The sequence below is a fragment of the Streptomyces sp. NPDC091272 genome, from assembly GCF_044757485.1.
Lineage (GTDB): Bacteria > Actinomycetota > Actinomycetes > Streptomycetales > Streptomycetaceae > Streptomyces.
Genome location: NZ_JBIVVC010000016.1, coordinates 141263 through 155731 on the forward strand (window position 1 = coordinate 141263; position 14469 = coordinate 155731).

The window sequence follows — 14469 nt, forward strand, 5'->3', positions numbered from 1 at the left end:
GGCGCCGACGCCGTCACGCCGCGTCGTCCGATGTCGTCGGCGCGGGAATCGGCGGCAGGTCGGGCAGCCAGAACTCGACCTTCGTACCCGCTCCCGGCCGGCTGTGCACGGACCACCAGCCACCTGCCGTCTCGGCCCTCTCCCGCATCTCGATGACCCCGAAATGGGAGCGGGCGCCGTCCTGGGACGCCGGCTGTCCGGTGCCGTCGTCCACGACGAGGGTCAGGACACCCCCGTCGGTCGACCCGATCCGGACGTCGATCCTGCTGGCGCGGGCGTGCTTCCGTACGTTCAGCAGCGCCTCCTGGACGATACGGAAGATGGTGATCGCAGTCTCCGGGGTGGGTTCCCGGTCCAGTTCGTGCTCGAACGCGTAGGCCATGCCCCAGGCGTTGCCCACGACGTCCTCCAAGTGGCTGGAGAGCCCCTCGACCAGGCCGTGCCTGTCGATCCCGGGCGGATGCAGCCGGAAGGTCAGGCTGCGCAGGCGGGTGATCGCCTCGCGCACCGATGCGTCGAGACGGAGCAACTCGGCGGAGAACGGCTCCGGCACCCGGTCCGTCAGAAGCTCCAGCCGCATCGCGACCGCGACCATGGCCTGGATGGAGTCGTCGTGGACGTCCCACGCGATGCGCCGTCGTTCCGTCTCCTGGGCCTGGACCAGGTGGTCGAACAGCCGCCGTCGCTCGGTGAGGGCGTGCTGCGCCGCCCGCCGTTCGGACATGTCCCGGGTGACCTTGCCGAACCCCTGGAGTACGCCCTGGTCGTCCCACAGCGCGGTGATGACCACGTTTGCCCAGAACCGGGAGCCGTCCTGGCGGACGCGCCACCCCTCGTCCTCCAGGCTTCCCTCGGCGACGGCGGTCTCCAGCTCCCACTGCGGTTTGCCCGACGCCTGGTCCTCGGGCGGGTAGAAGGCGGAGAAGTGCTGCCCGAGGATGTCCTGCGCCCGGTATCCCTTGATCCGCTCGGCGCCCGCGTTCCAACTGATGATGTAGCCCTGCGGGTCGAGCATGAAGATGCCGTAGTCGCGCACTCCCTGGACCAGCAGGGTGAAGGCCGCTTCGGACAGCGGAGCGGCCTGCTTGCGCCTCCGCTTCTGGTGCGGCGGTTCCAGGGTCACTGGAGGAGCCCCTCGCGCCGCGCGATCGTCACGGCTTCCAGCTGGGAGCGGGCCCCCAGCTTTTCCAGTACCCGCTGGACGTGGTTGCGCCCGGTGTTGAGAGCGACGCCCAGCTGGTCGCTGATGTCCGCCGTGGTGCGGCCCTGCCCCAGCAGTTGGAGAGCTTCCCGCTCGCGCGGGGTCAGGTTCGCACCGACGAGTGGCGTCCGGCCGGTCAGTTGCCCCAGTACATCGCCCAACAGGTCCTGGCTGAAGACCACTTCGCCCGCCGCCACCCGGCGGACGGCATCCTCCAGCTCGCGCAGGCCACGGGCCTTGAGAATCAGGCCCGCCCCGCCGCTCTCCGCGACCCGAGCGGCCACCGACCCGCTCCCCTCGCCGGCCAGGATCAGTACGCGAACCCCGGGCCTGATTGCCAGCAGGTCCGCGATGGCGGCCACCCCGTCGCCGTCCGGCAGCCGCCGGTCCATCAGCACGACATCCGGCTCGCACCGCGTCGCGTCGTGCAACGCCGCCGCCAACGTCGCCGCCCGCCCCACGATCCGCAGGTCGGGAGATCGTTCCAGGGCCATGCAGATGGCCTCGGCCACCATGTCGTGGTCCTCGACGACCAGAATTCTGACCGGACTGCTGTGCGGGGGCGGTGAGGGCATTTACACATCCTTGCAGGCGGCGGACCCCATGATCATGTCAGTAGGTCCCGGAGGGGCACCTCCGCGGTGGCCATAGCGGTGTCGTGACGTATGGCGATCACGTCCGAGGACATTACGTCCGAGGACATCACGTCCGAGGTGATCACGTCCGACGTACGGCGGGCAGGATGGGCGTCCGCCTGCCTGCCGTGCTCGACGAGGATGTCGTCGGCCCCGATCAGGGAGATCAGCCGCGCCAACTGCGCGCAGATGCCTTCCACCAGAAGGTCCGTGCCCGCCCGGAGGACGGCCAGCCGGGCACGGAGCAAGGCGTTCAACCCGGCGCAGTCGCAGAAGGAGACGCCGGTCAGATCGAGGAAGAGAGCCGTGGGCCGCTTCGCGAGAGCGTCCGCGACCGCCGCCCGGACGTGGGGGGAGGCGTCCAGGTCCAGTTCGCCCGTGAGAATCACTCGGGCGACGCCTTCATGGACCGCGGTTCGCGAGGTGAACCGGTTTCTGGTCACAACGCCCCACCCTTCTCCGTGCACTTGCGCGGTACGCGCCGACGCGGGGTGCACTTGCACGGTGTGCGCTTTCGGGGTGCGCACCTGTGCGGTGCGCGCGGGTGTGGCGTCGGCCGGTGAGGCCGTCCTGCGGAGAGCTCCGTCGGTGTCGGCTGCCGCATCACTACCTCATAGTGCGAGAGCATCAGTGCATCCCTAGTGAATCTGCACCAGGTGCGGAAGTCAACACGCCTCAACGGGGGTTGACGGCGGCATCGGAAGGGGGCGGTGGGCGGGGTGACGGCCCGCGAAGACGCCCGCCAGTCAGGTCCGGCTGGGCACGTCTGCCGTCGGCCTGCAGGTCCGGCTCGGCACGACTGCCGTCGGCCTGCGGGTCGGGCTGGGCACGACTGCCGTCGGCCTGCGCGGTGACGCCCGTCCGCTGCCGGTCCGCTGCCGATCCGCTGCTGGTCCGCCGCCGGTCCACTGCTGATTCGCTGCTGATTCGCCTCGTGCACGGTGGTTCCTGCCGGTCCACCAGGCCGGCGCAACACGCAGACAAGAACACGAGGTATCGGTCATGACACTGGGGATTCCCGGCTTCGAGTACCTGCGGCTGCCGGGTGTGGACGATGTCGAACTGAATGTCGCGGTGGGCGGCAGCGGCAGCCCGGTCGTACTGCTGCACGGTTTTCCCGAGACCCACCTGATGTGGCGGCACGTCGCCCTGAGGCTCGCCGCCGGGCACACGGTGATCGTTCCGGACCTGCGCGGCTACGGGGCGAGCGACAAGCCGCGGGCGACGACCGAGGACGTCTACTCCAAGCGCACCATGGCCGCCGACATCGTCGCGCTCGTCGCCCACCTCGGCCACCAGGAGTTCGCCCTGGCCGGCCACGACCGCGGCGCACTGGTGGCCTTCCGGGCAGGACTGGACCACCCGGAGGCCGTTACCCAGCTGGGGATTCTCGACGTCGTGCCGACACTGGACATGTGGAACGTGCTCCAGGGCCTGCCGGCGGCGGTCGGCTTCCACCTGTTCCTCATGGCGCAGCCCGCGGGCCTGCCCGAGACGATGATCGCCAACAGCTCGGACGCGTTCTTCGCCTCCTTCCTCGACACCTGGGCGAAGGACCCGGCGGCCGTCCCGGACGAGGTGCGTGCGGAGTACCTGCGGGCGAGCGCGGGTGCGGTGGATTCGATCGTCGCCGACTACCGGGCATCGGCAGGTGTCGACGTGGTCCAGGACCAGGCGGACCTCGACGCCGGTTCCCAGCTTGCGATGCCCGTCACCGTGATCCAGCAGGACTGGGGGTCGCAGCTCGGCTTCGACGCCTCGCAGGTGTGGCGGGCCTGGGCACCCGACCTGGACCACCGTCTCACCCGGGCGGGGCACTTCATGGCGGAGGAAGCACCTGATGAGATCGTGGCAGCCCTTCAGGATCTGCTTGCCCGCTGACACTGCCCGCCCGCGCGGCGTGCCCGGGGTCGGCAGGGGCGCGTACGCCTGTGACCGGGAGGGGCCCGTGCCCCGCGACCCCGAAGGAGAATGCACCACATGCGGATCGATGTGCTCGGCGCGGTACAGGCACGGCACGACGACGGCCGGCCGATCAGCCTCGGCGGACCGCGTCACCGGGAGGTCCTGGGCCGGCTGGTCGCAGCCGAGGGCAGCATGGTCACCACCGACGCCCTGGTCGGCGATCTCTGGATCGATCCCCCGGCCGGGGCGGTGGGGGCGCTTCGTACCTTCGTCGCCGCACTGCGCCGAGCCCTCGAACCCGACCGGCCGCCCCGTACGCCCGCCCGGCTGCTCGTCACCCAGGGCACCGGCTATCTGCTGCGGCTGCCCCGCGAAGCCGTCGACGTCCACCGCTTCCAGGACTTGCTCGCGGCGGCCCGCCGTACGCCCGCCGAAGCGGCCGGCCTGGGCGAGGCGCTCACCCTGTGGCGTGGACCGGCCTACGCCGACCTGCCGAATTCACCCTGGGTCCAGCAGGAACGCTCCCGGCTTGAGGAACTGCGGCTGCAGGGCGTGGAGCTCAGGGCGGACGCCGTTCTCACCGCGGGGGGCGGCGCCGACCTCGTCGCCGAACTCGGCGGACACGTCGCCGAGCACCCCTGGCGCGAACCTGCCTGGGGGCTGCTCGCCAGAGCGCTCTACCGCGACGGACGCCAGGCCGAGGCACTCGACACCCTCCGCAGGGCGCGCACCATGCTCGTGCAGCAGCTCGGACTGGACCCCGGCCCGCGACTGCGACGCCTGGAGACCGACATCCTCAGACGATCGCCCGACCTCGACCCGCCCGGCGCGCAGCACCCGAACGACCCAAGCGTTGTACGGACCGGCGCGCTGGGCCCGAACGACCCAACTCGCGTACGGACCGGCGCCCAGCACCCGAACCGTTCATCCCCCGCAGCCCCCGTGCCCCCCAAGCTGGGCCCGCGCACGACGGTGGAGTTGGCGCGTACCCTCGCGCTCGCCGGGGGCGACGCGCTCGTCGGGTCGCGGCGTGACCGGTTGGCGGCCGTCGCGGCAGCCGAACGTACCGGGGACGTACTGCTGACCGCACGCGTCATCGGCACCTACGACGTCCCTGCCATCTGGACCCGGGCCGACGACCCCGAACAATCGCGTGCCGTCGTCGCGGCAGCCGAGCGTACGCTCCACCAACTCGGCCCCCAGGGGCCCGCCGATCTGCGCGCCCGCCTCCTCGCCACGATCGCGGGCGAGAGCCGCAGCGCCGAGACCACCGGTACCGCTCTCGAAACCGCGCGCGTGGCTGCACGTGATGCCGAAGCCCTGGCACGCGACCTCGGGGATCCCGCCCTGCTGGCCTTCGCCCTGAACGGCGTGTTCCTGCAGTCCTTCAACCGCCCCGGGCTCGCGGCGCCGCGCGATGCCGTCGGCGCCGAGCTCGTCGCGCTGTCCCGTCGGCACGCGCTGCCTGCCTTCGAGATCCTCGGTGCTCTCGTACGCCTGCAGTCCGCGTCAGCACACGGCGATCTCGCGGCAGCAGCCGATCACGCCGAGGCTGCGGAACAGGTCGCCAACGTCCACGAGTCGCCGCTCGTCCCGGTTCTCACCGCATGGTTCCGGGCCCGCGTCGCCGCTGCCCGCAGTACCGAACCCGGCGGCCCCACGGCCGCGACGGCCGCTGCGGCCTACCGCGCCGCCGACAACGCCCTGGCCACAGCAGGCATGCCGGGACTCCACCGGGGCCTGCTCCCACTCGCGCTCCTGGGCCTGCGCCTGTTGCACGACCGCCCCGCTCCCACCGACCCAGCCCTGGACTGGGGGCCGTACCTGCCCTGGGCAACACCCCTGCTCCTGCTGGCCGACGGCCGGACCGAAGAGGCCCGCGCCGCCCTCACCGCAGCCCCCGAACCCCCCGGCGACCACATGCAGGAGGCTCTCTGGTGCCTCGTCGCGCACGCCGCGGTGCGCCTCGACGAACCCGACATCGCCGCCCGCGCGGCGGCGGCGCTGCTCCCCGCCCGGGACGAACACGCGGGCGGCGCAAGCGGGTTGCTCACCCTCGGGCCCGTGGAGCGCTACCTCGACGAGGCAGCGGCCCGCGTCCGAGGACGTCACTGAGCCCGACGCTCCCTGCCGCCGGCGAACAACCGGTCCAGATGCAGATCGATGGCACGGAGCGCGTCCTCGGGCTCGATCACGTTCAGTTCGATCAGGGGGGTGAAACCGGTGAGCGCGAGGAGCAGGTTCGCCTCGGTCGCCGGGTCGTGCCCGGGGCCGATGTGCCCGTCGTCGACCGCCTGGCGGACCAACTCCTCGACGAGGGAGCGCCCTTGCAGCAGGCCCTGGCGGGCCTGCTCGTGGACGGCTTCGTCGTGCAGCGCCTCCAGGACGTAGGCGGCGCTCATCCGGCTGGTGGCGCGGGCGTCGGCGTGCAGGGGAAGCATCTCCGCGAGCGTCAGCCGTAGCACCTCGCGGGGGTGCGGGGAGTCTCCGTACTCCTTGAGGCCCTGATGGATGCGCAGTGAAGTCTGCTCGGACGCGAAGTCCATGGCGAAGGCGAGCATGGCCGCCCGGGAGGCGAAGTAGTGCTGCAGCTGGCCGAGGGAGATGCCCGCCTCTTGCGCGACCACGCGCATGGTCAGCCGTGAGACGCCCTGCTGCGCCACCACCCGCCACAGCGCTCGGGCGATGGCCTCGCGACGGCCGCGGTGATCCACCTGTTTGGGCAACTGCCCACCTCTCTCCCGTACGACTCGGCGAGCTTAACCCATACAGTTGACATAATACGGTTGACCTATAACGGTGGAGTCCACGGGAGAATCCACCGGAGACCGGAAGACCGGAAGACCGGAAGACCGGAAGACCGGAAGACCGGAAGACCGGAAGACCGGAAGACCGGAAGACCGGAAGACCGGAAGACCGGAGCGCGGAGAGGGGCAACGCCATGCGTGATCAACTGCCGGCACGGCCAAGGGTGCGGACCGCCGAAGGTGTGGTGCAGGGGGTCCGTCGCGGCGGGCACGCGGTGTTCCGGGGCATCCCCTATGCCCGGCCCCCGGTGGGCGCGCTCCGGTTCGCGGCGCCCGCCGCGCCGAGCCGCTGGGAGGGCACGCGGCAGGCGGTGGAGTTCGGTCCCTCGGCTCCGCAGTCGCTGCCCGTCGACCCTGATCCGGCACAGGGCCCCAGCGCCCCGGGCCCGGCACAGGGCCCCAGCGCCCCGGGTCCGCCGCAGGGCACGGACTGGCTGACCCTCGACGTCGCCACCCCGGATCCGGGGGCGGCCGGACTGCCGGTACTGGTGTGGATCCCGGTGGGTGGTTACGTGGCGGTGGCGTCGAGCAACCCCGCGTTCGACCCTGGCGCACTGGCCGAGGGGGGACTCGTGGTGGTGAGCATCAACTGCCGTGTGGGTGCGGAGGGTTTCGCGTTCCTCGACGGCGCCCCGCCCAACCGCGGCTTCCTCGACCAGATCGCGGCACTGGAGTGGGTGCAGCGCAACGTGGCCGCCTTCGGGGGTGACCCCGGCCGGGTCACCGTGGGCGGGGTGTCCGCCGGGGCGGGGTCGGTCGCCGCCCTCCTGACGATGAAGTCGGCGCGCGGACTGTTCCGGCGGGCCGTCGCCCATTCCGTGCCGGGGCTGCACAGCACCCCCGCGCTGGCACGGCAGGTCACCGCCGCGCTCGCGGACCGGCTCGGCGCGTCGGCGCCCAGCGCCGCGGCCTGGCGCGACATCGACCCCTGGCACCTGGCCGCGGAGCTCAGCTCGTTCAGCGCCGGCCTCCCCGCGTACCGGGAGGGCTGGGGGAGGCTCACGGAGACCGGTACCGCCCTGTGCCCCGTCGTCGACGGCGAGATCCTCCCCGAAACGCCCTGGTCCGCGCTGACCGGTGGGCGGGCGGCCGGGACCGAACTGCTGGTCGGGCACACCCGGGACGAGTTCAGGGGGTTCAGCGTCCTGAGCGGCCGGCAGGGCACCTTCACCGAACAGGACGCCCTCGCGGCCCTGCGGCTGCTCGCCCCGCAACCGGACGGCCCGCGGGCGTACCGAACCGAGTTCCCGCAGGCCGGCCCGGAGGAGCTGGTGGAAGCGGTGTACGCCGACGCCCTCTTCCGTATGCCCTCGCAGCAGCTGGCCGAGGCGAACACCGCAGCCGGCGGAACCTCCTACCTGTTCGAGCTGTGCTGGACCGCCCCGGCCCTCGGCGGTGCTCTGGGCGCCTGCCACGGCCTCGACGTGCCCCTGGCCTTCGGCACGCTGGGCAGCGCCGTGGGCAGACAGTTCATCGGCGACGAGGCCACCCCCGAGGCGGTCGCGCTCTCCCGCGAACTGAGGGAGTCATGGATCCGCTTCGTCACCACCGGCGACGCGGGATGGGCCGCCCACCGGCCCGACCGGCTGCTCACCCGGGTCCTGGACACCGAACCGGCGACCCTGCCCTACCCCGAACAGGCCTCCCGCCGGATCTGGAAGGACCGGTTCCCGGCGCCCTTCGCCCTTTCTTAAGTAGGGGCGTGGGAGCTTCTTAAGTAGGGGCGCGGGAGCGTGGACGCCGGGAGCGCTGAGCCCGTCCGACGAACCCTGGCCGCGATGTGCTCACCAGTCGTGCACGGTTCCGTCCTGCAGTCGGTTGACCGGCAGGTAGGCCGCCTCGTACGGGTGGGACGCCGCGAGTTCCTCGTCCAGTTCCACGCCGATTCCGGGGGCGTCGCCCGGGTGCAGATGGCCGTCGGTGAACGTGTAGGCGTGCCGGAAGACCTCGTCGGTGCGGCGGGTGTGGCCCGAGTACTCCTGGATGCCGAAGTTGTGCACGGCGAGGTCGAGGTGCAGCGCTGCCGCCATGCCCACCGGGGAGATGTCCTCGGGGCCGTGCACCGCGCTCTTGATCTGGTACTGCGCGGCGAAGTCGAACAGCTTGCGCAGCGGTGTGACGCCGCCGAAGTGGGTGACCGCGGAACGTACGTAGTCGATCAACTGCTCGGTGATCAGGGTCTGGTAGTCGTGCACGGTGTTGAAGACCTCGCCGATGGCCAGCGGCGTGGTGGTGTTGCGGCGCACCAGCCGGAGGGCCTCCTGGTTCTCGGCCGGTGTGCAGTCCTCCAGCCAGAACGGGCGGTACGGTTCCAGGTCCCGGCCCAGCCGGGCCGCCTGGATCGGGCTGAGCCGGTGGTGCGCGTCGTGCAGCAGCGGCAGCGCGTCGCCGAACTCCGCGCGGACCGCCTCGAAGATGGTCGGCGTGTGGCGCAGGTAGGCGTCGGTGTCCCAGTCCTCCACCAGGGGGCGGGCCTGCTGGTGCAGGACGGGAGCGCCGTCGTCGTCGGCAATGTGCACGCCGTAGACGGCCTTCAGACCGGGGATGCCCGACTGGATGCGCACCGCCTGGTAACCCTCCGCGAGCCGGGCCCGCACGGAGTCGAGGAGTTCGGGGATGTCGCGGCCGTTGGCGTGTCCGTAGGTACGTACGCGCTCCCGGCTCGCGCCGCCGAGAAGCTGGTAGAGCGGCAGGCCTGCGGCCTTGGCCTTGATGTCCCACAGGGCGACGTCGACGGCGGCGATCGCCGCCATGGTGACGGGACCGCGGCGCCAGTAGGCCCCCCGGTACAGGTACTGCCAGGTGTCCTCGATCCGGTGCGGGTCGCGGCCCACGAGCAGGGGGACGACGTGGTCGGTCAGATAGCTGACGACGGCGAGTTCGCGGCCGTTGAGCGTGGCGTCGCCGAGACCGGTGAGGCCGTCGTCGGTCGTCAGCTTCAGGGTGACGAAGTTGCGTCCGGGGCTGGTGACGACGATCTTCGCGTCGACGATCTTCATACGTGGGTTCTTTCCGGTGCGGTGGCGAATGGCGGGGGAGGGGAGGCGCTCGGCCTCTGATCGGGGATCAGCCGCTGATCGGTGCTCAACCCCTGGTAGGTGCTCGGCCTCTGGTGGGCTCAGCCCTTGGTGGCGCCCGAGGTCAGGCCCGCCACCAGGTACTTCTGTCCGACGACGGCGGCGATGACCACGGGGACCGTGATGAGGGTGGCGGCGGCCATCAGACCGCCCCAGTCGGTGCTCGCGTACGAGATGAAGTTGAAGAGGGTCACCGGCACGGTCTGGGTGCGGTCGTCGGCGAAGACCAGCGCGAACATGAAGTTGTTCCAGCTGAAGACGAACGCGAGGAGCGAGGCCGTCGCCGTGCCCGGGGCGGCCAGCGGCAGCGAGATCCGCCAGAAGGCGCCGAACGCGCTCAACCCGTCGGTGCGCGCGGCCTCTTCGAGCTCCACCGGAAGACCGGCGAAGAAGCTGATCATGATCCACATGATCAGCGGCACGGAGACGAACATGTGGCTGAGCACGAGGACGGTGTAGGAGCCGACGAGCCCCAGCTGCGCGAACAGGTAGTACCAGGGCACGAGCAGCGAGATCGCGGGAACGATTCGGGCGATCAGGATCACGGAGCCGGTGCGGTGCATGCCGAACCGGCCGACCGCCCACGCGGCGGGCACCGCGATGACCGCGGAGAGCACCGTGGACACCGCCCCCACCAGCAGGGAGTTGCCCATGGAGCGCACGATCTGGCCGGCCTCCACGATGCTGCGGAAGTTGTCCAGGGTGGGCTTGAACCACAGGCCCACGCCCGGATCGGTCACCTGCACGTTGGTCTTGAACGCGGCGGCGAACATCCACACCAGGGGCAGCGCGAAGACCAGCGTGACCAGGGCGATGGCCGTGCCGCGCAGCCAGGTCCACCTTCGTCGCCCGCGGGCGGCGGGCGCTGCGGGCGGACGGGTGACGGCCGGCCGGGTGGCGGGGGTGGTGGCACTCATGCGGTCCTCCGTCCGCCGCGGCGGCGCAGCAGGACCACGACACCGATGATGAACAGCGTGAACAGGACCAGGACCGCGGCGGCCAGGCCGTACTCCTGGTAGTCGAAGGTCAGGCCGTAGGCGTAGACGTTGAGGGTCTCGGCCTCGAAGTCGGAGCCGCCGCCCGCGCCCTTGGTGGCGTAGAGGATGTCGAAGGTCTTGAGCGCGTCCACGGCGCGCAGCACCAGCGCCGTGGCGAGCGTGGGGCCGAGCATCGGCAGGATGACGTGACGGAAGCGCTGCCAGGCGTTCGCGCCGTCGACGAGCGCGGCCTCCTCCGGCTCCTCGGGCAGGGTGGTCAGCCCCGCGAGCAGGAGGAGCGTCATCATGGGCGTCCACTGCCAGACGTCGATGAGCATCAGCACCGGCAGGGACTGGCTCACCGAGCCCAGGAACTCCTGGCGGGGCAGGCCGACACCGGCGAGCAGGTGATTGGCGATGCCGTTGGTGGGGTCGAGGATCAGCAGCCACAGCACACCGATCGCCACGGGGGTGGCGAGCAGCGGGATGATCAGGACCGTGCGCACCAGGCGCATCCCGCGAAACGGTTTGCGCATGAGCATCGCGAGCGCGAGGCCCAGGACCGTCTCCAGGAGCACGGCGCCGACGGTGAAGACCAGCGTGCGGCGTGCGGCGGGCCAGAAGCGGCGGCCGTCGCCCAGGGCGTCGGCGAAGTTCTGCAGTCCGATGTGGCGCTTGCCGGCGTTCACCGCCCCGAACGCGTCGGTCAGGCTCAGGTCGAGCGTGAAGGCGAGCGGGAAGACGATCATCAGTCCGACGAAGAGCAGGGCCGGGGCGAGCATCGTCCACTTCAGCCGCCGGTTGGCCTGCTCGAAGGTGCGCGGCGGCCGGTCGCGGCGGCGCGCGGCCGTGCCGGGGGGCGCGTCGTGGCCCCGGGCGGGGGAGACCTCGGTGGCGGCCATCAGGACTCCTTGTGGCGGTTGTCGCGTACGAGGAAACTGGCGAACTCCGCGTCGGCGTCACGCGCCACGGGCGGTACGGGCTCGCCGAGAATCGCCGCGACCAGCGGTCGTCCGACGATGTCCCTGGCCCGGCCCACCTGCAGGACCGGGGGCCGGTCGTGACCCAGACCGCGTGCGGCGTTGATCCGCATCGAGTCGGCGAGGTCCTTGGGGAAGGCAGCCAGCGTCCGGGGGTCCTCCCACACGGAGCTGCGGGCGCCGGGGATGCCGTCGGACTGGAGAGCGGCGGACATGTCAGGTCCCGCGGCCCACCTGATGAACTCCCAGGCCTCGTCGCGCAGGAGGGAGAAGCTGTTGATCCCGAGACTCCAGGACGGAATGTTGTGCGGCCTGGCGCCTGCCGGGCCTGCGGGGAACGGCGCGAAGCCGACGGACTCGCGCACGCCCTGCGTCGCGACCTTCGGGTCGAGGAAGCTGCTGTAGACGGCGTCGGCGTCTATGTAGAACGCGACCTTGCCCTGCGCGAAGATCGGCATGGCCTGCTCCAGGCTCATGTTGGTCGCTCCCGGCGGCCCGGCCCTGCCGAGCAGCCCGCCGTAGTACTCGTAGGCCGCCAGCGCCTCGCGACTGCCGATGCCGGACCTGCCGTCGACGAGGAAGTCACCGCCGTGCGAGTACAGGAAGCTGGACCACTGCGAGACCGCCCCGCTGCGCTGCCCGCGGCCGACGTACCCGTAGAACCCCTTCTTCTTCCGGGTGAGCTCCAGCGCGGTGGACATCAGCGCGTCCAGGGTGCGCGGCGGCCCGTCGACGAGGTCCTTGCGGTAGTAGAGCGTGGGGCGTTCGGTCACCACGGGGACGCTCAGCACCTTGCCGCCCGCCACGGAGGCCTCGCGCGGAGCCTTCTGGAAGTCCGCCCAGGCGAACTCCCGGTCGCCCTCGACGCGGTCGGTGAGGTCGGCGAGCCAGTCGTTGTGAGCGAAGACCAGCTGCTCCTGCAGCGCGCGCACCATCATGACGTCCACGTCGGTGCCCGAAGCGTTGAGCTTGACGTTGTAACTGCTCGACAGCTGGTCGGCGGTGAGCAGGGTCATCGAGACCCGGCGTCCGATCCGCTCCTCGAACTCCTCGGTCCGCCGCTTGACCGCCTGCGACCACACATGGTTGATCGCCATGATCCGCAACGGGCTGTTGGCCGAGGCCTTGGCGCGCTGCGGTGAACAGGCGCCCAGCGCACCCGCGCCGACGGCCCCCGCCGCGCCCGCGGCCAGCCTGCCGAAGGAGCGCCGGCTCAACAGCTGGCTGCTCGTGGACATCGTTGTCCTCGTCTCTGTGAGGGTGTTCCCGAGGGTGAGTTCCCGTAGTGCCTTGGTGGGTCTCTCGCTCTCCCGACCACTGGTCCAACTGGTAGGACCAGTTGGATCTGACGGGACCGTAGCAGGATGCGCATGCGCGGGAACAGCCCCTGAGTGAAAGATCCGTACAACGGAACGGTCACGCCGCGCCTCTATCCGGGCGTTGACCTCGGGCGTTGACCGGGGGTCAACGTTCCCCGGTGCTACTTACCCGCCCGGCCGTCCGCCCGCCGCGCCTGTGACCGGTCCAGCAGCGTCTCGATGTGGTTGCGCGCCATGATGTCCACCTGCACGTCGAGATCCGCGCCGTACGTGCGCAGACCGAGCATGAGGTGCTCGCGCATCCGCGTGGCCGCGAGTTCCTCGTCCCGTGCCTCGATCGCCTCGAAGATCTCCGGGTGGTGCGGCACCCCGGGCTCTCCGATGGAGGGGTCCGAGTTCGAGCGGAGCATCATCTCGAACATCATCCCGCTGATCGACGACAGCATGATCCGCAGTACCGGATTCTTGCTCGCCACCGCGATCGCGTCGTGGAACTCCATGTCCGCCTGTGCCTTGACCACGACGTCCTTGGCCGACTCCAGGGCGTCCCGCGCGCCACGCAGCACGGCGATGTCCTCGTCCGTGGCGTTCCTGGTCGCGAGCCTGACCATCTCGACCTCCAGCGGGAGCCGCGCCTCGATGAGCTGACGGACCGTCGGGCGGCCCGCGCGGTACAGCGAGTCGTACTCCCTGGCCCGGCCCGAGCTCTGCTCCCGTACGAAAGAACCACGCCCCGGCGCGACTTCGATGAGGTGCTGCGCCTCCAGCCGCCGCAGTACCTCGCGTACGACATTGCGACTGGAGCCGAACTGCGCGGCCAGCTCCCGTTCGGAAGGCAGCTTCGCGCCGACCGCGATCCCGCCCGACCGGATCTCGTGCTCCAGCTGACGCGCGATCCGCTCCGTCAGCAGGCCGCGCTCAGCGGGTTCGGTGGGACGGTCCGACTGCGCGGAATCCGGCGAAGGAGAGGGAGCGGACGGCTGCATGGTCGCAGCGTACAGCCGTCACGAGGGCCGGAACCGGCCGAGGGGCAGGAGCTGTCGGGGGCAGGGAGTGCGGGTGCCCGGGACGGCCGGGCAGGGTGTTCGGGATGGCCGGGCAGGGTGTTCGGGATGGCCGGGCAGGGCGCTCGGGCTCGCCTGGCGAGGTGCTCGGCTCGCCGGGGCTGGGTGTGCGAGGACCGGCTTTGGCCGTCGGGGAGCACCGGTTGCGCCGATTGCCGTGAGTATGAACGTATTACTCCACTTGGCTCCGGAAAGACGAAATGTCCTCGTCGTCCTCTGCTGCGTGTGTTCTGTATGAGGCGTCACTGGATTCGTCTCAGAGGAGAGACTCGTGCTTCGTCGCATCGCAACTGCCCTGGCCGTGGCCACCGTTGCCGGTTTCATGGCAACCGGCACCGCCGTCGCCGCCGACAACGACAACGGCGTCTACGGCGAGGGCCGTCACGCGAGCCACCAGGCCTACAACCTGGGCGGCCCCTACGGAATCACCCACACCGGCACCAAGGTCGGCGGCTACCGCTACGCGGTCTCCTTCGACCACGCGGACAACGACGACTGACACTC

13 protein-coding genes are annotated in these 14469 nt (G+C 70.9%); 4 read left to right on the forward strand and 9 right to left on the reverse strand.

What is annotated here, in order from left to right; genetic code table 11:
- Positions 1-13 precede the first annotated feature (13 nt).
- The 3 genes from ACIQM4_RS32170 to ACIQM4_RS32180 are packed head-to-tail and all read right to left on the reverse strand — an operon-like array spanning position 14 to position 2363.
- The gene (locus ACIQM4_RS32170; RefSeq protein WP_401598740.1) at positions 14-1123 is read right to left on the reverse strand and encodes a PAS domain S-box protein; all 1110 of its coding nucleotides are present in this window, start codon (positions 1121-1123) and stop codon (positions 14-16) included.
- Positions 1120-1776, reverse strand: a complete 657-nt coding sequence (locus ACIQM4_RS32175; protein ID WP_401598742.1) for a response regulator — start codon at positions 1774-1776, stop codon at positions 1120-1122. The genes ACIQM4_RS32170 and ACIQM4_RS32175 overlap by 4 nt, the downstream gene beginning before the upstream one ends.
- A 32-nt stretch (positions 1777-1808) precedes the next feature.
- On the reverse strand, positions 1809-2363 hold the full coding sequence (locus ACIQM4_RS32180) for an STAS domain-containing protein (protein WP_401598744.1): 555 nt from the start codon (positions 2361-2363) through the stop codon (positions 1809-1811).
- Between the two features lie 475 nt (positions 2364-2838).
- On the opposite strand from ACIQM4_RS32180, the gene ACIQM4_RS32185 reads away from it, so the two are divergent.
- Both ACIQM4_RS32185 and ACIQM4_RS32190 read left to right on the forward strand, forming a co-directional pair.
- Entirely contained in the window at positions 2839-3717 is an 879-nt protein-coding gene (locus ACIQM4_RS32185; RefSeq protein ID WP_401598745.1) for an alpha/beta fold hydrolase, read from the forward strand.
- A 99-nt stretch (positions 3718-3816) separates the two neighbouring features.
- Positions 3817-5856, forward strand: coding sequence for a BTAD domain-containing putative transcriptional regulator (locus tag ACIQM4_RS32190; protein WP_401598747.1), 2040 nt, complete (start codon positions 3817-3819; stop codon positions 5854-5856).
- On the opposite strand, the gene ACIQM4_RS32195 is transcribed toward ACIQM4_RS32190, so the two are convergent.
- A complete protein-coding gene (locus ACIQM4_RS32195; RefSeq protein ID WP_401598749.1) occupies positions 5850-6467 on the reverse strand; it encodes a TetR/AcrR family transcriptional regulator in 618 nt (205 codons plus the stop codon). The two genes, ACIQM4_RS32190 and ACIQM4_RS32195, sit on opposite strands and share 7 nt — an antisense overlap.
- A 215-nt stretch (positions 6468-6682) precedes the next feature.
- On the opposite strand from ACIQM4_RS32195, the gene ACIQM4_RS32200 reads away from it, so the two are divergent.
- Positions 6683-8242: a carboxylesterase/lipase family protein gene (locus tag ACIQM4_RS32200; protein WP_401598751.1), complete on the forward strand. Its 1560-nt coding sequence runs from the start codon at positions 6683-6685 to the stop codon at positions 8240-8242.
- 90 nt (positions 8243-8332) lie between these two features.
- Here the strand turns inward: ACIQM4_RS32200 and manD are convergent, their stop codons facing one another.
- The 5 genes from manD to ACIQM4_RS32225 form a co-directional block, all read right to left on the reverse strand.
- A complete protein-coding gene (manD, locus tag ACIQM4_RS32205; RefSeq protein WP_401598753.1) occupies positions 8333-9547 on the reverse strand; it encodes a D-mannonate dehydratase ManD in 1215 nt (404 codons plus the stop codon).
- A gap of 119 nt (positions 9548-9666) precedes the next feature.
- On the reverse strand, positions 9667-10542 hold the full coding sequence (locus ACIQM4_RS32210; RefSeq protein ID WP_401598755.1) for a carbohydrate ABC transporter permease: 876 nt from the start codon (positions 10540-10542) through the stop codon (positions 9667-9669).
- The gene (locus tag ACIQM4_RS32215; RefSeq protein ID WP_401598757.1) at positions 10539-11504 is read right to left on the reverse strand and encodes a carbohydrate ABC transporter permease; all 966 of its coding nucleotides are present in this window, start codon (positions 11502-11504) and stop codon (positions 10539-10541) included. The genes ACIQM4_RS32210 and ACIQM4_RS32215 overlap by 4 nt, the downstream gene beginning before the upstream one ends.
- On the reverse strand, positions 11504-12820 hold the full coding sequence (locus tag ACIQM4_RS32220) for an ABC transporter substrate-binding protein (protein ID WP_401598759.1): 1317 nt from the start codon (positions 12818-12820) through the stop codon (positions 11504-11506). Before ACIQM4_RS32220 ends, ACIQM4_RS32215 begins: the two co-directional genes overlap by 1 nt.
- Positions 12821-13062: 242 nt before the next feature.
- Positions 13063-13887: a FadR/GntR family transcriptional regulator gene (locus ACIQM4_RS32225; protein WP_401598761.1), complete on the reverse strand. Its 825-nt coding sequence runs from the start codon at positions 13885-13887 to the stop codon at positions 13063-13065.
- A 349-nt stretch (positions 13888-14236) separates the two neighbouring features.
- Between ACIQM4_RS32225 and ACIQM4_RS32230 the strand changes: the two genes are divergently transcribed.
- Positions 14237-14464 carry a hypothetical protein gene (locus tag ACIQM4_RS32230; protein WP_401598763.1) on the forward strand — a complete coding sequence of 76 codons (228 nt, stop codon included), beginning with the start codon at positions 14237-14239 and terminating at the stop codon, positions 14462-14464.
- Positions 14465-14469: the final 5 nt, after the last annotated feature.